This window comes from Xylanibacter ruminicola 23 (assembly GCF_000025925.1).
Taxonomy (GTDB): domain Bacteria; phylum Bacteroidota; class Bacteroidia; order Bacteroidales; family Bacteroidaceae; genus Prevotella; species Prevotella ruminicola.
Genome location: NC_014033.1, coordinates 3101170 through 3119137, shown reverse-complemented (window position 1 = coordinate 3119137; position 17968 = coordinate 3101170). Strand labels below are relative to the sequence as shown.

The 17968-nt window shown below is 48.8% G+C and carries 12 protein-coding genes; 2 read left to right on the top strand and 10 right to left on the bottom strand.

Features of this window, described 5'->3' with window-relative positions:
* The first annotated feature begins 56 nt into the window (after positions 1 to 56).
* Positions 57 to 1661 (top strand): LytTR family DNA-binding domain-containing protein, encoded by a 1605-nt coding sequence (locus PRU_RS13215; protein ID WP_041386278.1) that lies wholly within the window; start codon positions 57 to 59, stop codon positions 1659 to 1661.
* Here PRU_RS13215 and PRU_RS13210 read toward each other — a convergent pair.
* The 5 genes from PRU_RS13210 to PRU_RS13190 all read right to left on the bottom strand — a co-directional run bounded on the left by PRU_RS13210 (position 1656) and on the right by PRU_RS13190 (position 11402).
* Positions 1656 to 3803: an outer membrane beta-barrel family protein gene (locus PRU_RS13210; RefSeq protein ID WP_013063378.1), complete on the bottom strand. Its 2148-nt coding sequence runs from the start codon at positions 3801 to 3803 to the stop codon at positions 1656 to 1658. The genes PRU_RS13215 and PRU_RS13210 overlap by 6 nt on opposite strands.
* Positions 3797 to 5809: a M13 family metallopeptidase gene (locus PRU_RS13205; RefSeq protein WP_041386276.1), complete on the bottom strand. Its 2013-nt coding sequence runs from the start codon at positions 5807 to 5809 to the stop codon at positions 3797 to 3799. The genes PRU_RS13210 and PRU_RS13205 overlap by 7 nt, the downstream gene beginning before the upstream one ends.
* Before the next feature lie 126 nt (positions 5810 to 5935).
* Positions 5936 to 6496 (bottom strand): LiaF domain-containing protein, encoded by a 561-nt coding sequence (locus tag PRU_RS13200; protein ID WP_013065255.1) that lies wholly within the window; start codon positions 6494 to 6496, stop codon positions 5936 to 5938.
* A gap of 129 nt (positions 6497 to 6625) precedes the next feature.
* Positions 6626 to 8977: a TonB-dependent receptor gene (locus PRU_RS13195; RefSeq protein ID WP_041386274.1), complete on the bottom strand. Its 2352-nt coding sequence runs from the start codon at positions 8975 to 8977 to the stop codon at positions 6626 to 6628.
* Between the two features lie 49 nt (positions 8978 to 9026).
* The gene (locus tag PRU_RS13190; protein ID WP_013063604.1) at positions 9027 to 11402 is read right to left on the bottom strand and encodes an outer membrane beta-barrel family protein; all 2376 of its coding nucleotides are present in this window, start codon (positions 11400 to 11402) and stop codon (positions 9027 to 9029) included.
* A gap of 208 nt (positions 11403 to 11610) precedes the next feature.
* Here PRU_RS13190 and PRU_RS13185 point away from each other — a divergent pair, with 208 nt between their 5' ends.
* Positions 11611 to 12621 carry an iron ABC transporter permease gene (locus PRU_RS13185; protein WP_013063449.1) on the top strand — a complete coding sequence of 337 codons (1011 nt, stop codon included), beginning with the start codon at positions 11611 to 11613 and terminating at the stop codon, positions 12619 to 12621.
* A gap of 365 nt (positions 12622 to 12986) precedes the next feature.
* On the opposite strand, the gene PRU_RS13180 is transcribed toward PRU_RS13185, so the two are convergent.
* Genes PRU_RS13180 through PRU_RS13160 form a run of 5 tightly spaced genes read right to left on the bottom strand, consistent with a single transcriptional unit; the run spans position 12987 to position 17963 of the window.
* Positions 12987 to 14438 (bottom strand): PD-(D/E)XK nuclease family protein, encoded by a 1452-nt coding sequence (locus tag PRU_RS13180; protein WP_013064071.1) that lies wholly within the window; start codon positions 14436 to 14438, stop codon positions 12987 to 12989.
* Positions 14435 to 16117, bottom strand: coding sequence for an ATP-binding protein (locus tag PRU_RS13175; RefSeq protein WP_013064655.1), 1683 nt, complete (start codon positions 16115 to 16117; stop codon positions 14435 to 14437). The genes PRU_RS13180 and PRU_RS13175 overlap by 4 nt, the downstream gene beginning before the upstream one ends.
* Before the next feature lie 5 nt (positions 16118 to 16122).
* The gene (gene rd / locus PRU_RS13170) at positions 16123 to 16278 is read right to left on the bottom strand and encodes a rubredoxin (RefSeq protein WP_013063931.1); all 156 of its coding nucleotides are present in this window, start codon (positions 16276 to 16278) and stop codon (positions 16123 to 16125) included.
* A 14-nt stretch (positions 16279 to 16292) separates the two neighbouring features.
* Positions 16293 to 17345: a glycosyltransferase family 9 protein gene (locus PRU_RS13165; protein WP_013063497.1), complete on the bottom strand. Its 1053-nt coding sequence runs from the start codon at positions 17343 to 17345 to the stop codon at positions 16293 to 16295.
* Positions 17346 to 17357: 12 nt separating this feature from the next.
* On the bottom strand, positions 17358 to 17963 hold the full coding sequence (locus PRU_RS13160) for a DUF4254 domain-containing protein (protein WP_013063500.1): 606 nt from the start codon (positions 17961 to 17963) through the stop codon (positions 17358 to 17360).
* Positions 17964 to 17968 lie beyond the last annotated feature (5 nt).

Sequence of the window (17968 nt, the reverse complement as noted above, 5' to 3'; positions counted from 1 at the left end):
CGTACTTTTGTGATGAATCGCTTGGTCAAATCGCAGAATTACACTATTTTTGCGGCATGAAACGAATTAATTGGCTACTCATTACGTTACTGCTGGCTGCATGCAGCAAAACAGACAAACAGTTTATTATCGAAGCAGAGACACTTGTTGGAGAACACGCCGACAGCGCCTTGTGCGTACTAAATAAGGTAGAAGATGCCAGCCGACTGAAGGGCGAATGGAAGGCTCGTTACTGGATGGCTATGGCCCAGGCACACATTGGCACCTACCAAGCGTTGTCGGAAGACTCGTTGGTGCTTTATGCTGCCGAATATTATCAGGACAAGGATAGCGCCATGCTGTGCAAGGCCCATGCTTTGGCATCGTCGTACTACTGGTGGCGCGACAGCTTTGCCAAGGCCAAGGACATGATGCACCTGTCGGTAGAAGAGAGTAAACGCGCTAACGATCGCGAAGGCACCATCTCAAAACTCCGAAGCCTGGCCCGCATGGAATCGCTCGAAGGTAATCTGGATGGACTGAAACGCTATACCGAAGAGGTGGTGAAACTGGATGGCGGCGATAAGAATCAGGCCAAGTTGCTTAACAGTCTGGCTATCGAATATTTCTATCATGGTAACTACGATGCAGCCATCGCCACGATGGAACGTATCGTAGCTTATAGGGATACAGCCGCCGACTCCATCTATATCTGGAATGATGTGATGCGTAACTATGCTGATATGCTTGTAGCCATGGGCCAGCTGGATAAAGGCATCCAGCTGCAAGAGTATATATTAGATCACTATCAGCATTCCACGATTCTTGAAGACAACAAGATTGGCGCACTCTTCTCGCTGTCGCATGCCTGGCTGCTGAAGGGCGACAAACAGAAGGCCCGGCAGTATATGGATATGGTAGATGAAGAAAAAGCTACCGATGCCACCCGATTCTGCATGATAGCCCACCGCATGGTACTGAACTATGCCACTACAGGGCGATATGATATGACCGAAATAGCCGAGTATGCCAACAATAAACGCGATAAACGCGAAAAGAGCGAAGCTGTGGCCGAAGCCAAGGAGTGGTCGATGCATAATCTGCGCGACCATGAGCTGATGCTAACCGTTTCGCGCCAGCGCCAACTCATCTTCTTTCTGGCACTCACCTTAGCATTGATAAGCGTTATATTCGGACTGTCGGTATTGGCAGGCAAGCGTAAAAAACTGCTGGCTAAGCAGGAAGAGGAGCTGAAACTGCTGAACGAGCAGTTAAAGAGCCTGCAAAAAGGGCGTAAGGAAACACCCGTTGCCACAGCCGAGCAACCTGCGCCTACACATATCACGCTAACGGGATCGACCAGCGATACGTTATCGCTCGACATTGCCAACCTGGTATATATAGAAGCAGTTGGCAACTATGTAAAAGTTTACCAACTGTTTGATGGGAAAATTAAAAACGATATGCTACGCGCTACCTTAAAACAGATTGAGGAACAACTAAGCGCCTATCCTATGATGGTGCGCTGCCATCGTGCCTTTATAATCAATCTCCAACAGGTTGAGCAGATTATCTCGCACACTGGCACCACCCAGCTTGTAATGAAGAATTGTCATGATACTATACCTGTTTCGCGCAGTAACATGGCACAAATCAAGGCTGCCATCAAGGACCTATTATGATCCCATACGGGCCTGTACGTCCCTACCAGCACCTGTACCCTTGTACTTACTGCGGGTGGCATTAAAGCGATAGATGAGCGTTGTTACCAACTTATGGGTTGAGTAACGGTTGGTTTGTTTGAACCAGTTGTAACCCAAATCGCACACCTCGTTCACATGATGGCGCTGCAAGCAGTCGAGCACACCCACACGGGCAATGAGCGAGCGGTCCTTCAGGAAACTCTTCTGTACAATCAATCCCAAACGCAGACTGTAGGTGTCGTTGTAGAAAATATACGAGTTACCATTTGAATGGAACATCACGTTGGCATCAAACTGCCAGCCATGTTTGAGTGCAAACGTATTAAAGGCGTTTACGGTGTAAGTGGGCTTGTTGCAATACACACGATACTGGTGGTTGTGCGGCCCCTCTACATCCAGATACAAATCCTGCTTCTCAACACCCAACGTAGCATTGAGCGACCAGATGCCCACATGTGGTGTGAGCGACAGATAGGCGCTCAGCGTCTTGATGGGCTTATCCAGATTACGATGCTTTACAAGTGTGGCATCCTTCTGGGCGGTATTGATTTCCGTCCACTGGATAATGGCGTTATTGGTGTGCTCGTACGAGGCCGAGAGGTTAATCCACTTCCAGGCCAGATTCAGCGTCAGGTCGCGGATACGTTCGTTCTTCAACTGCGAGTTTCCAGCCTGCAGGGTGTAGCGACTGATGTAGGTTACGGCATCGTTCATGGCAAAAAAGCTGGGGCGCTCGGTCTTCAAACTGTATGAGAGACCCGCCTGAATCTTGCCTAACGTTACTGCATACGATGCTGTGGGGAACCACTCGTCCATCGAACGGTGCAGATAGTCGTTGTTACTGGCATCGTCGTAATCCAACAGCGTATGCTCGTAGCGCAAACCGGCACTGGCCTGTCCCCATTTACCAAAGTCGCAACCATACTCGGCAAAGGCCGCAATGTTATTCTCCTTAATGTCGGCATCGGTATTGGCAATGGTAGCCTTGTCAATCCAGTAGGTGTTATTACGTTTCACAAAACTCATCTCGGTTCCTGCATCCAACGAACCCTTCCAGATAGGGTACGACAGCACCAGCTTGGCAGCATACAGATGGCTGTTGGTACCCGACTTACTGAGCACATAGTCGTTCTGTATCTGGCTCAGCTCCACATTCTCGCGATTGGTATCGGTGCCGCCCTTCATAAAGTCGAAGTTAAAGTCGATACCTAACTTACCCACCTTACCATTGTAATAGGTATTGGTGAGTATACCCAGAGGTTTGCTTTCTTTGCTGGTCTGGTGCGAGTACAGATGGTCTATCTTCACATCATTCTCTATCACATCCTCATCGTAAATCACCTGGTTGGTACCGCTTTTGGGGCGGTGTGTCAGGTCTATTCGCGCACCCATCGAGTGGTTCTCGTTCAACTGCCAGTTCACACCAGCGCTATAGTTCAGCTGGTTGTACTTCCACGTCATGGTGTAAGGGCCATGCTGATAAAATGTCTTCACGTCAGTCATGGTCTTATCCTCTATCGTACTGTATTGGCGATAGTCCTGATGGTAGAAATATACCTGTCCGAACACATCTACCCCATCCTTGCGGTAGTTGGCCCCCAGCTTTACCTGTGGACGGTCGAAATCGTAACGCAGGTCGCGTTCGTTCGAGAGTGTCGCATTCAGTCCCAGACCCTCGCCCTTCAGCTTCTTGGTTCTGATACGCACCACGGCACGTATCTGCGCATCGTACTGGGCACCTGGGTTGTTAATCACCTCTACATCGCGAATGTCCTCGCTGCGTAGGCGCTTCAGTTCGCTGTCGTCGCGCATCTTGCGACCGTTTATATATATAAGAGGTGTACCCTTACCTAAAACCTCAGGTGCCTCGTCGGTACCAGTCATACCTGGCACTTTTACCAGCAAGTCGCCCAGTGTACCTGCTGATGCCAGCGCCGTACCATCCACACGGGTAACCATAGCGTTACCCTTGAGGCGAGTGTGAGGGAGGCCGCCTTTAATGACGACCTCCTTCAGATTTAAATACTTGTCTACAGATTCTATCGAGTCCTGAGGCTCCTGCGCCCAGCTTGTTGTACATACAAGAGCCAGGGCAGTTGCCGCAACATATTTCTTTACCATACTAATGCACGTTTCTCCTTAGGGATAAACATCTTGTCGCCCTGCTTGATACCGAAGGCATCGTACCAGGTATCGATCATAGGCAGAGCAGCCATAACACGGATACGGGCAGGTGAGTGCACATCGCTATTAACCAGCATGGCCGTGTACTCAGGGGTGCTGTTGCAAGCCCAAACACGGGCATAGGCCAGATAGAAACGCTGAGCAGGGGTAAAGCCCTCGATATTGCTCAGTGGCTCCTGCTTCATGCGGTTCTCGTAAGCACGATAAGCAATCTTCAAACCACCGTTATCGCTCACGTTCTCGCCAAGCGTCTTCTGTCCGTTAACCTTCAAACCAGGCACAGCCTCCTGCTCGCTAAACCAGTCGGCAATCACCTTGGTACGCTGGTCGTAATTGGTCTTATCGTCAGCTGTCCACCAGTTCTTCAGGTTACCATCCTTATCAAACTGACAACCCTGATCGTCAAATCCGTGGGTCATCTCGTGTCCCATTACTACACCAATGGCACCGTAGTTGCTGGCGTAATCGGCATTTACATCAAAGAATGGTGGTTGCAGGATGGCTGCAGGGAAGTTGATGCTGTTGAAGAGGGGATGATAAAAAGCGTTAACCGTCTGAGGTGTGCAAACCATGCGGGTTTTATCAACCGGCTGGTGCCAGTACTTACGGAACATGGCAGCACGGGCCTCCTGAGTGATACGGATGAAGTTCTCGACCAGATTCTCGTTCTCACGGATATCCACAAACTTCTCCATATCCTCCCACTTATCGGGATAGCCTACATTAATATGCATGGCATGCAGCTTCTCAAGTGCCTTGGCCTTGGTGCTATCGCTCATCCAGGTATTCTCGTTTAAACGATCCTCGAAGGCCTGCTGCAAATCCTTTACCAATCGTACCACACGCTGCTTACTGCTCTCGGGAAAGTACTCCTGAACATACAGTTTACCAATAGTTTCGCCCAGACTACCACTGATGGTAGCCACAGCACGCTTCCAACGGGGCTGCTGCTCCTGTACACCACTGATGGCCTTTTGAGCCTCGAAAGCACGATCCTCGAAAGCATCGCTCAGGAAACCGCTGTAAGAGCGAATAATCTGAAGCTCGACATACGACTTGAGATCGTCGAGACTGGTGTTGGCCATAATCTTCTCAACCTCGTGCAAAGGCTCCAACTGGCTGATGTTTACCTGATCGATATCCTTTGGCATGCCCAAGGCATCGCGATAACCTTCCCAGTCGATACCCTTGAAATCGTTCAACAACTGCTGCCAAGGCATGATGTGGATAGTAGCCATGGGGTTACGACTTTCAACCTGATTCAGGGTCTTTATGCCGATGGCATGCTCGATGGCCCACTCGGCCTCCATCTTTTTCTGAGCCTCTTTTTCGCTATAGCCTACCATCTTGAAGAAATCCTTAAACAGGGCCTTCTTGGCTTCAACTGTCTTCTTCTGTTGCTCATTAGGGTTAGCATAGTACTCCTGTGGCAGCGAGGCACCGCCATGACCGCCACCAATCATATACTCGGAAGAGTTGAATGGATTGAGTGACAGACCGATACCGAATGGAGCGGTATTGAATCCCTTAGCGTCGAAATCGCACATCAGCTTAAGCAACTCCTCGCGAGTCTTTACTTCGCGTACCTGCTTGAGGTAGGGCTTAATTGGCTCGTAGCCCATCTTATTGCGGCTTACGCTATCCATATATAAGCGATAGAGAGCGCCTATCTTCTGCCCGTCGGTTCCCTGAGGCATTTGCTTCTCGGCGTACTTCATAATCAGTTCCTTAATACGATCGTTGTTCAGCTCCTCCAAGTCGGTAAACGCACCGTTCTCGGCATGCTGCTTATCCAGCGGATTGGCCTTGAGCCAACCACCAACGGCATACAGCCAGAAGTCGTCGCCAGGTTTAACACTCGGGTCCATGTTTGCTTTCAGATCCTGTGCCGAGCTGGCCAAACTAACAAGGGCCATAGCTACAGCAAAAAACATTTTTTTCATACTTCGTAATCTATAATTAGTTAAACGATATTTGTTCTTACCATGAAAGCAACATGCGTCATCGCGACGGACGTTGCTTTTATTAGAAAATTAATTCTAACTTAATATTAACAAAACTTGGTTTTCTTAATTCTTAACATCAACGCCACCAAAGAAATTGCTGGCTACAATGTGCAGGCAAGGGGCATCCTTATCAGGCACATGCACGGTTGAGTTGCCTACACCTCCGATAAAGCTGCGACTCTTTACCAAAACATTGACGTGAGCAGGCACAAAGAGCTCGACACCACCACAGAAGGTGTGGATATCAATCTCCTCGTCCTCGGTAATCACAGCCTCGCGCAAGTCCATACGGAGACCACCACAGAAGGCATCGAGACGGGCACCATGGAACGGCTCGCCACGGAAAATATACTCGTCGCCACCATAATGCACGCAACAGCAGATGCGCTTGCCATCCTCGCCGATGGGCAGAGGGCGCTGCAACCACTGGTCTGGGTCGCGACGATAACTATCTACAATCAGATGCGCACCTACCCACATAATAACAAAGATGCTGAAATACATGCACCATGGCCCTTCAGACATTGTTTCAAACCACTCCCAATGAATAAGTCCCCAGATGGTGGCAAGCTTAACCAAACCGCCTACAACTAAAACTAATCCGATAATCGTTCTTGGTTTCATAACTCTCTTATTATTTGAAATTCTACATTTCGATTGTTTGACGCTGCAAAGATATAAAAAACTACATCACGCGCCAAATATTAGGGATATTCTGTACAAAAATGTGACGAATGGGCCCTTTTTCCATCATCAGAACTCTACTCGATAGGCAATATTGGGGAATGTGAGCGAGGTGAACTTATCCACAGTCTCGTGGGTGTGCAGGTCGAACGTCTGACCCTGGAACGTCTTCATCTGCAGATATTCGAGGATGAAGTGGTGCGAAGTATGCTTCTTGTTGATGGTGTACTTAATCGAGAAAGCATAACCTACGTTCATACCCTTTTGCTTGGTAAAGGGATCCAAACCCTCGTCTTCAGGAATCGACTTATCAGGGCGCATCATCACCTCGTCGAAAGTGATACCATCGGGAATTGGGGTGTAGCGATCGCCACCCATCATGGTTAATCTACCATTGATACCAAACACGTTTTTCTTGGCCTTGCCTACCATCCACTCCTTACCACCCAGAATATTGGTGATGTAGCGGCGATCATGGCGTGAGTGGTGCCACTGGCCCTGTGCATCGCGGTACTCCGACTTAAACAGAGTGGCAGTTATCATGCCATAGAACCCGTCCTTGAGATAACGTTCCAAGGTGAAGTCGATACCATAGTTACGACCTGCACCCTCGTTAACCAAAGCACGATCCTGAAAGAACTTGCGATGATTCAGGATAGAATAGGTACTACCCATTTCTACAGGCACATCGAACAACCACTGCCAGTAGGGCTCAATCTTCAGCATGGCGTTGTCGCCTAAACGCTGAGCGAACGAGGCTGAGATGTGATGCGAACGTGTCAATCCTAAATCCTTATTAGGATTCTTACCGTCCATCAGTACAAAATAGGTATCGGTAGTTTCCTTGCGGCTGTTCATGGCATAGGCCAGCGAGAGCGTGCTTGATGCCGAAGTTTTGTACTGCATGCTGATACGAGGCTCAACCAGCCACTGGTTGTTGAGGTTAAACCACATGACGTTGACACCAGCCACAGCCGAAAGCTTACGACTGAGCGCCACCTTATGGTTGGTATAAAAGCGGGTAAGGCCTGTATTGCCCTCAGAATCGTACACACGATAGAGCGGACCACCCGTATAGTGGATGTAATCCATCCAAGTGTGGAAATCTAAGTGCTGGTGCTCAAAGCCATTCTGCATGGTATATCTTGATGAAAACTTGTGTTGGTGCTGGGTGCTGATGATGACGTTCCACTGTGAGCTACGTCCTGCCATTTGTGGCATCTGGTTCATATCTGCGTCGTAATCGTTAACACCCAGTTTGCGATAGGCGCCTGTAAAAGCCACACTTGAGTGCAGCGTACCACCCGACTTAAAGCGGTAGGTATGGTTTACGCCCAAAGCGCAGTTGCGCTGGCGCGACCACGAGTCGTTCATGTCCCAAAGCGTTTCCCACTCCGACACATCGGGAACCTTATTCTCGTAGCGATCGATCAGTCCGGTGAACCACACGGCAAAGGTACCTGCCTTCTTGGTAGGCATGTTGAGTTTAAAGCTCAGGTCCTGATAGTCGAGTGTCTCGTTCTCCATATTGATGGCATGCAGCTTCTTGGCTATCTCGAGGAAACTATAGCGATAGTTTACCAGATAAGAGGCCTTAGAACCCTTTGCCAACGGACCCTCGGAAGCGAAATCGACACCAAGTGTACCCACCTGGATGGCATGCTCGTACTTGGTATTGTTACCCACGCGCATCTTCATATCGAAGGCACCAGAAAGGGCATTACCATACTCAGCTGGCATGGCGCCAGTGAGGAAATCACTATTAGCCAGCACGGTTCCGTTGAGCGAGGTAAACACACCACCACCAGCCTCGGTAATCTCGGCAAAGTGGTTGGGATTGGCGACCTCAACGCCTTCAACTCGCCATTGCAACATCTGAGGTGAGTTGCCATGAATAGAGATACCGTTGGTAGCGCCACCTGTAGCCACACCCGCAAACATCGAAGCCGTGCGGGCAGGGTCGGCCATGCCGCCAGCATAGCGACTAGCCTCCTCGACACTGAACATACGGGCACCCACCTGAGCCATCTCGTTCAATGGTTGTTGCTTGTTTACACGTGGTTTGATAACCACCTCGCCCAGTTCGGAGATACTCTCACGCATACGCAGATTGAGTACCAACTCCTTACCCGAGGTAACCATCTGCTCCTTAAGCAGTACAGACTCGTAACCAATATAGCTGGCTCTGACGGAATGGCGCCCCACGGGCACATTCTTGATTTCGAAATTTCCGTCCACATCAGAGACGGTAGCCATAGTACTACCGTTCTCTACTGTGACCGTTACACCAATCATGGGCTCGCCCGACGCAACATCACAAACCTGACCACGAACAGTCTGGACAGCCTGATTGGTCTGTGCCCCTGCCACTGCAGGGATGAGCAGCATGGCAATAGCTGCACCTAAAAACAATCTTTTCATACAAACTTAAATATGTTCAACTTACAAACGCAAAATTATTAATTACAAATTACATACGTGCTTTCTGCTTTTCGCCAGCACCTTTTCCACGATACTTACTGTTAGCCTCGTTAAACTTCCAAGTCAGGTCGAGCATGAAGGTACGACGGGCTGGATTACGAACAGTTAACTCACGCTGGCCAAACAGGGTGGCGTTAGTCTTATCGGTATTAAAGATATCGTTGCAACGTACATCGGCAGTAAGTGTACCCAAACGGCGCAGGTTGAAATCGCGCTGAACACCGAGGTTAGAACGGAACTGCTGCTTGTGAATGCGGAAGTTACTAGCATCGCCCTTAGGCACATAACTCAATCCGGCATTAATACGCCAGCCCTTTGGCAACGTAATGGTATTATTCCAACCTACCTGACAATATGGGTGATTGAGGGTAATGGTAGAACCATCGGCACGAGGCGCCTTGTAATCCTGGAACTGCACATAGACGTACCAGGTAGGATGCCAACAGCCAATAACCGGACTGGCATAGGGATTAAAGCTCAGCTGATTGAAGTCCTCCTCGGTATTGATGGGACGAACCAGGCATACCAGTGGATCATCGGCACCTGGGAAGGGTTCTGACGACATCGTCTCCAAATCCTTGATACGCGAGTAGTTCATACTCATTCCCATCCACTTATAGTTTACGTTCAGCTCTAAGCTGTGAGTGTAAGTGGGGCGGAGATATGGGTTACCACTCTGATAGGCATATCGGTTCAGATAGATGGTAGAGCTTGTTAAGCTGCTATAGGCCGGGCGCTTGATATCGCGACGATATGAGAGTGCCAGCTGTACCTTACCGATAGGCGCTGAGAGGGTAGCGGTGGGGAACCAGTCGCCATAGTCGCGGCTCTCGTCGTCCATACGCTTACCATAGTTATAATAGTCGTTCTTCAGGTGCTCGTAACGCAAACCAACCTGAGCAAACAGCTTTCCGAACTGATGTCCGTACTCGATAAAGGCGGCTTCCGACTTCTCGTTAATCTCTGTATCGGTAGCTGTTACAGGCACAGCCTCAGAGGCAGCAAACGAGTAGGCATCGGTGCGATGATTATAGCTATACTCACCACCAATAGAGAGGTTACCCTTAAACAAAGGATAGCTGAAGATAAGCTTCGAAGCCCAGAAGTTGTTACCACTCTTGGTATTGCTATTGATAGTGCGCTGCGTTTTCTCGCCAGCAGGCGATGTGGCTAACTCGATGGTATTGCCCGGGGTTTCGGTATCGTCGAAGAGTCCGTCGATATTCAGATCGATACCCAAATTTCCTAACTTTCCATTATAATAGGCATTAAAGATATGCTTCTTAAACTTATCATCCTGACATATTTTGCTCTCCGAACGCTCCATAAAGGCGCCATTCTGATACTCGTCGGTATTAAAATCGCTGGTCAGGCTACCACTGGGGTGATAGTCGTACTTGTAGAAAGCACCCAAGCCATGGTTCTCGTTGAACATATAGTTAAGCTGAATCTGAGGCGAGAGACCTTTCCATATCTGTTTGGTTTCCTGCTTGGTATAGCCGGTAACCGCATCTTTACCCTGGCCATTTGGTACTAAATAGTACATATCATCCTCCTGCAGACTCTTGCTATGACCATAGCGACCTGCCCAGAACGATGCTGTTACATCCAGTCCGCCAGTACGATAGTTCACATCCAGATTATTGGTAAACGTGTGACCATACTGATACATGCCACCCGCATTATCCCGGAAACTGATACCCTCGCCCTGCGCCTTCTTCAGCGTAATGCGAACCACAGCCTTGGTTGATGCAGCATAACGGGCTCCTGGATTCTGAACCACATCTACATGCAGCACCTGATCGGAACGCAAACGCGACAGTTCGGAGATATCCTGTACCTTACGGCCATTGATATACACCTCGGCATCGCCACGACCCAGCACCTTTACGGCACCATCGCGCTCAGCCTCGAGCGAAGGAATCTTTGCCAAAGCATCGCTCACGGTTCCAGCCTTCTCAAGGATGGTTCCTGCCACAGTTGTACGCATGGCATCGCCCTTGACATGAGTTTTAGGCAACTGTCCTTTTACTACCACCTCCTTCAACAGTTGGTTATCCTCTTTCATCTGGATGGTAAGATCCTGACCAGCCTTCATATATAAGGTTTGATAGCCCACGCTGGTAACCTTAAACAAGCCCTCGTTCACATCGGTTACAATCTTAAACACACCCTGCTCGTTGGTCATTGCACCCTGCACAAAAGCCGAGTCGGGCAGCGACAGCAGCACTACATTTACATACGGCATGGGTTCGCCATTCTCATCTATCACGCGTCCGCCCCAGTCTTGTGTCTTGGCGGAACTTGTCAGCGTCATCATCATTGCGGCCATCAGGGCCATCAGTCTAAAACTTAACTTTTTCATACTTTCATCAATTTAATTTTTCAACTCGAGCTCTGTCGTTTTGACGTTGCAAAAGTAGATATAGTTGCAACACACTCCAAATTTTAGGGATATTCTGTGACATTTTGTGACGAATGGTGTGATAAACGGTAAATTTGTGACGAATGGCGCAGAAAATTGAAAATTGATAATTGATAATTGATAATTATTTTGTACTTTTGCCCACAGTATGAACAAAGGTTCGGTTTATTGCTTAGGATTGGGATTAGTGGTCATGGTACTCTTCGCGCTCAATCTGCTGTTGGGGTCGGTATCGATTCCAGCAGGTGATGTTGTAAGCATACTTTTGGGCGATGAAACCGCCAAAGCCTCGTGGCAGTTCATCATTTTGGAGTCGCGACTGCCCCAAGCCATCACAGCCACCCTGTGTGGTGCCGCTTTGGCTGTAAGCGGACTGATGCTACAAACGGCTTTCCGCAACCCGCTGGCTGGTCCCAGTGTGTTTGGTGTAAACAGCGGTGCCGGGCTGGGTGTGGCATTGGTGATGCTGTTTTTAGGTGGCGGACTTTCCGTAGGTTCGGTCAGCATCACAGGTTTTGCTGCCATCCTGCTGGCTGCCTTTGTGGGCGCCATGACGGTGATGACCATCATCTTTTTCTTCTCAACCTTGGTTCGCAATAGTGTGATGCTATTAATCATAGGTATCATGATTGGCTACATCAGCAACTCGGCCATATCGCTGCTTAACTTTTTTGCTACCGACGAGGGCGTAAAATCGTATATGGTATGGGGTATGGGCTCGTTTGGTGGCGTGTCGATGACCAACATGCCTGTGTTTGCCATTGTTACGTTAGCTGGCCTTATTGGGGCTTTATTGTTGATAAAACCCTTGAATGCCTTGATGCTGGGCGACAGATATGCCGAGAACTTAGGCGTAAATATTCTGCGAGTACGCAACTGGTTACTGATTGTAACCGGTCTGCTAACCGCTATCACCACCGCCTTCTGCGGTCCTGTAGCCTTTATCGGACTGGCCGTTCCCCACATAGCCCGCCTATTGCTCACCACCGACAACCACCGACAACTGCTACCCGCCACCCTACTCTGCGGTTCGGTAGTAGCCCTGGTATGTAATCTTATCTGCTATCTGCCAGGCGAGAGTGGTGTCATCCCCCTCAACGCCGTCACCCCTCTCATCGGCGCCCCCGTTATCATCTACGTCATCGCCCGCAAGCGATGAAAATTTTGCTGCCACGTGAGGGCGCAAAAATTCCCTAGTTGGGGAACAAATATTCTTCGACAAGCGAAGCGGCAAAGCCGAGCGCCCACGTTGGGAAAACGTAATTAATCTATGAGATAAGTTACGGATATCTGGTAGATACATTACGGATATCTCATTGAAAGCTTACTACTGAGATTTTTTGAGGAGAAAATGAGAAACTGGGAAAATGGGAATCGGGGTGGTTTTAGTTTTAAACGGGGAAAGTTGACAATGGTATCTATGATACGATTATTAAATTAATTATTATATTTATACATAATACTTTCTCCGTTCTCAAACCAACCTGATTCTCAGTTTCTCAGTTTCCCAGTTTCTTATATTTTTTACAGCAACCTGTGGCCTAAATCGTGCTGCTGACAAATGGTGACGATTTGCTGGATAAGCTGGTCCATCTTGGGTACTTGGGCTACATAATAGGTGGGATAATCGGGACAGAGCACCACCAAGTTCATAGCCTTTACACGGATGCCGTAATGGCGCTCTAACATGTAGCGATACAGATTCTGCTGAATGCAATAATGGTAGAACGAGGTATCGGGCAGACTGATACCGTTATGGCTCATCTTGCCACGAAAACCCTCGACGATGGGTTGGCCTTGGGCGTTTACTACCTTCGACGAGCGTTTCCAGTCGTAGATGGTAAACTCGCCATCGTCGTCCTGGCAAATCAGGTCGATGGTACCTGCAATGTTCAAATCCTTATCGTAAACGGGCCACTCCTGGCGATAGGGCTCGATATCGTAGTCGCGGATAAAACGCAGAAAGTGCAGCTTTTCCTGCTCTACACTCACCACTTCAGTGTCGTTACCAAACTGCAGCTGGCACTCGGTCTCGAAGAAACCGCGCTGAAAATAGTTCTCTGTCTGCAGGTGTACAAAGGTACCCACCTCGCTGGCTGTACGACTAGCACGCTCCCACTTATCCAAGCTCTCCTCTACGGGTATGCCTTTAAATCGCAACTGGTTTTCGGCTTGTGGCAGGGCCTGGAATTCATCAAAGAAATAGGCAATGAGCGAGCTGACAGGCAGCATACGCTTTATACCTTTATATATATATATGTGTTCGCAAGGCTCAAAATCAATGTCGGCATCCTGCTCGTAATGGCCTGCATCGCGGAAGGTGGCCATTTTTTCGCGCATATCATCGGTTTTGTTGAAGGGTTTAACCTGCTGTTTGCAGTCAAGCTCGTCGGCATCGAGGGCATATCTATCGGTAATCCATTGTTTATCCTCGCCATCCACATTCTGCCAATAGGCCATTTTTAACGCATCGTTACGGCTCCAAGGCTCAACAGGTGTGGGCACCGATGCAAACTCGTGCTGCTGGATAGATGCACCATCGGACATCATACAAGTAACCAACTCAACCAAAAAGTCGGCACAGATACCAGGCTCCTGGGCGATTTGCTGAGCGGCCAGACGCACTACTACCCATCCATGACGATTAAGCAGATGATCACGAAACACATCGCCACACGACTGGTAGTGGATGGGCTCGCGAGTTGCCTTGCGGTAAGGCTCATCAATCTCTACATCGATACGGATGCCGGGGGTACCAGCTACCACCAGCGCCAGATCGGGATAATATGGCGGCTGCTTGTCGGTAGTGATGATACAAGCGTTTAACAGGCACTCAACGCCAGCGGGCAACTTAGCCGAAAGCTCGCGGGCAAGCTTCTGTTCAAGCATGCCTTGAGTTACCAGAGGATGACGACGAAAGGGATACAAAATGGTTCCCCTTTCAGGGAACCTTATGATGGGATATGTTTGTTTCATGCTGTTTCTTCTTGCTGGCTTTGTAGGGTCATCACGAATCGTGCGCCTCCTGTATAGGTGGTGTCGAGAACGATGTCACCACCCAATCGGCGCGCTAAGCTACGCGCTATCGAGAGTCCGATGCCTGTGCCATCGCTGTACTCGTCTAACTGCACAAACTCGTCGAATATGCGCTCGGCCTGATATACGGGGATGGATGTACCTGTATCTTCGACCACAAAATACGCCTGCCCCTCGTGATTACTTATTTGTAATGTTACTTGTCCTTGTTCGGTAAATTTCTTGGCATTATCGAGCAACTGCTGCAAAGCCAGAACAGCTGATCGTAGATGGGTATCGAACATCTGTTCGGCCCCAAACAGCTTTACAAGCTTGAATTGAACATGCGATGCCTTGTTGATGCCTGCCGCCTTAATGGCCTCCTGGGCAATGACAACAGCCGACGTATGGTCTTCGCGCTCCAGTACCACGCTACTGTTAATTTCGGCAAGTGCCAGCATTTTGTTGACCAAGCCAGTAATACGTTCGGCATTATCGATAATCTGCACCGACATATCGCGTTTCTCCGCCTTATCCAGTTCGGCATCAGTAGTTGTCAACACCTGTGTAAAACCACATATAATATTTAATGGTGTACGGATTTCGTGCGAGATCTGCTTGATGAAGTTGCTCTTCATTCGCGTACTCTCCTCGGCTCTGGCTGTAGCTAACTGCAGGGCTTTGTTGTTTTTCTGCAACTGTGCGTTGGCACTCTGCAAACGGCGATTGTAACGGTTCTTGTTAACCACATAAACCACCATAAACAAAAATACCAGACCTGTGAGCAGCCACCAAACCCACATAGGAATCTTGATATCGCCAAAGCGTTCGGCCACTTCCTGACCATATATCTCGTCGACGATGCCCTCGGCCTCCATCTTCTTTAGTTCGGCATTGATGGCATCAATCAAGCGTTTATCATGACTGGCATAACAGTATTCGCGAGGCTCTAACGACAGATCATCGGCCTTTAACTGATCTGAAAGATGCAGGAGTCCTACATGATATTTTGCCTGGAATCGATAGCAGATAACACCATCGTACTTTCCGTTTGCAAGATCAACAATAGCCTCATTCAGGTCGGTTATCGGATAGCCATCGGCCTCTTCGTCCTTCAGCATCAAACCAATAGGGCGCGACTTCATATAGGCAATGCGCTTGCCTTTAAGATGACGGAAATCAAACTCTGCAAAGTCTTTTTTTCTGTAAACCACCTGATAATACATGCGGAATACAGCATCGGAATAGTTGGTTGTATCTTTACGATACGACGAATAAACCAGCATACCCATGTCGTACTTTCCACCAATAATACCTGGCGACATTTTGTCCCAATGGTTTGGCGAGAAAGTGTAAGGAATGCCCATACGCATCAGCAGTTTCTTAGTGAACTCCACATCGTAACCAGTAGGCAAACCCTGACTGTTTACGTATTGCAAAGGGGCATAACTGGTATTCATACCCATTACCAGCGGACGGTCCTTGCTGAAACCAAGCTCCGTAGCCAATGGGCTTACAATAGGTTCATCATCAAACGCCGGAATGAATTCGCTAACACCGTTTTTACACGAAACCAGCACTATAGCCAACGAAATGGCTATAACCCACACACGTTTGATAATGAACCCTTTAGTTTGCATGAAGCTTATTCTGGTCTGAAGTTATCCTTACCTACGCCACAAACGGGGCATACCCAATCATCGGGGATATCCTCAAAAGCTGTTCCTGGAGCGATGCCACCATCGGGATCGCCTTCTGCGGGGTCGTAAACGTAACCGCACACTTCACAAATGTACTTCATAAGCGTTCTAGTTTTTAGTTATTAATAAGGGTTACTATTCTGTCAACAATCCGCTCGGGCGGAATGTTTTGCAGACATGCATAATCGCCACGCTGACAGGGCTTATTGCCATAAATACTGCAGGGGCGGCACTCCAGATCGATCTGGATAGCATTTTCGGGGTCCTGATTATAACCCAGGAAACCTGCCATGGGGTGTGTTGCGCCCCAAACGCTTACCACAGGCACGCCTGTGAGCGATGCCAGGTGCATATTGGCCGAATCCATCGAAAGCATGACGTTGAGATGACTCATCAGGATAAGCTCCTGATACATACCCTCGCAATGCTTGGCTACCGAAGTACATTGGCGATACTGTGCACACCACAGCTGGAAGAACTTCTCCTCTTCCTCGCCACGACCAAACAGGAATATACGACCATTAGGATACTGCTGAATAAGACGGAAGATTATCTGCTCCATCAGGCGTGGTGGATACACCTTGCCCTCGTGGGCGGCAAATGGTGCGATACCAATCCACTGTTCGAAACTCTTCTTGGGTCCGAAGATGGCGGGCAACAGGTTCAGATTTCCACCCTCGGCAGGGAAGATGGAACGGAAATTCTTGATATCAACCGGATAGCCCAGACGCTCGAACACAGCGGCATAATTCTCGAACGATGATGGCAATGGCACACGCTTATCGTGCTTGCCCGAAACCAGTTTACGACGCTGACTGCGGTTCTTGATCAGGTGCTCTACACGATATCGGCCCAGATTGAATCGTAGGCGCAGATACTCTGAGCGCAGAACATTATGCAGATCGGCCACCTTGGTAAACTGCTTGGCAACCAATCGGCGATAAAGTGCGTTAAGTCCGCGCACACCATGATACTCCTTGGTGAGATCGGCCTCCATGAAATTAACATTGGGCGCCAAATCGTCGAACAAGGGGCGAGCGAACTTACGGCTAAGCACCGTGATGCGTATATCGGGATACTGCTGAGCCAGCGACCAGACTACAGGCACCATCATGGCCACATCGCCAAGAGCTGAGAATCTGATGACCAGTATATGCTCTTTTCTCATCAGCCTTTGTATTTACTTCTGATTATATAAGATAGGATTAGTTGCGGGATCGTTATACATCTTCATCTGGCGATACACCTTCATGTACTTACGGCCAGCCTCGATGTCCTCGAGCAGCTGATCGATAGCCAGCGAAAGGTCAACCTGCTGTTCCAACAGCACATCAAGCTTAGCCTTACACTTGGCAATGTGCTCTGGTTCGGCATCGGTACGGTTAACCTGCTCCTGCATGTGATAAATCTTAAGTGCAAGAATGCTTAAACGGTCGATAGCCCAAGCCGGGCTCTCGGTATTAAGGCGCGCATCAGCCTGTGGCACCACCTGACTGTAATGCTGGCGGAACCAAGAGTCGATTTCCTCTACCAAATCGGTACGGTCCTGATTACTGCGGTCGATGCGACGCTTCAGGGCAAGTGCCTCAACTGGATCGATATGGGGATCGCGTATAATATCTTCATAATGCCACTGAACAGTATCAATCCAACATTTCTTATATAAGCTATACTGGATACTGTCTTTCTGATATGGATTTTTCAAGGGCGTGTCGACATCGTCGAAAACATGATAATCATTTATTGCCCTCTCAAAAATTTGATTGGCTTCTTTTGTAAATGTCATATTCG

Bases quoted from the DNA above. Each gene is read 5' to 3' on its own strand.
- PRU_RS13210 (WP_013063378.1), bottom strand. From the start codon at position 3,803: ATGGTAAAGAAATATGTTGCGGCAACTGCCCTGGCTCTTGTATGTACA.
- rd (WP_013063931.1), bottom strand. From the start codon at position 16,278: ATGAAGTACATTTGTGAAGTGTGCGGTTACGTTTACGACCCCGCAGAA.
- PRU_RS13190 (WP_013063604.1), bottom strand. From the start codon at position 11,402: ATGAAAAAGTTAAGTTTTAGACTGATGGCCCTGATGGCCGCAATGATG.
- PRU_RS13180 (WP_013064071.1), bottom strand. From the start codon at position 14,438: ATGAAACAAACATATCCCATCATAAGGTTCCCTGAAAGGGGAACCATT.
- PRU_RS13165 (WP_013063497.1), bottom strand. From the start codon at position 17,345: ATGAGAAAAGAGCATATACTGGTCATCAGATTCTCAGCTCTTGGCGAT.
- PRU_RS13200 (WP_013065255.1), bottom strand. From the start codon at position 6,496: ATGAAACCAAGAACGATTATCGGATTAGTTTTAGTTGTAGGCGGTTTG.
- PRU_RS13215 (WP_041386278.1), top strand. From the start codon at position 57: ATGAAACGAATTAATTGGCTACTCATTACGTTACTGCTGGCTGCATGC.
- PRU_RS13195 (WP_041386274.1), bottom strand. From the start codon at position 8,977: ATGAAAAGATTGTTTTTAGGTGCAGCTATTGCCATGCTGCTCATCCCT.
- PRU_RS13185 (WP_013063449.1), top strand. From the start codon at position 11,611: ATGAACAAAGGTTCGGTTTATTGCTTAGGATTGGGATTAGTGGTCATG.
- PRU_RS13160 (WP_013063500.1), bottom strand. From the start codon at position 17,963: ATGACATTTACAAAAGAAGCCAATCAAATTTTTGAGAGGGCAATAAAT.
- PRU_RS13205 (WP_041386276.1), bottom strand. From the start codon at position 5,809: ATGAAAAAAATGTTTTTTGCTGTAGCTATGGCCCTTGTTAGTTTGGCC.
- PRU_RS13175 (WP_013064655.1), bottom strand. From the start codon at position 16,117: ATGCAAACTAAAGGGTTCATTATCAAACGTGTGTGGGTTATAGCCATT.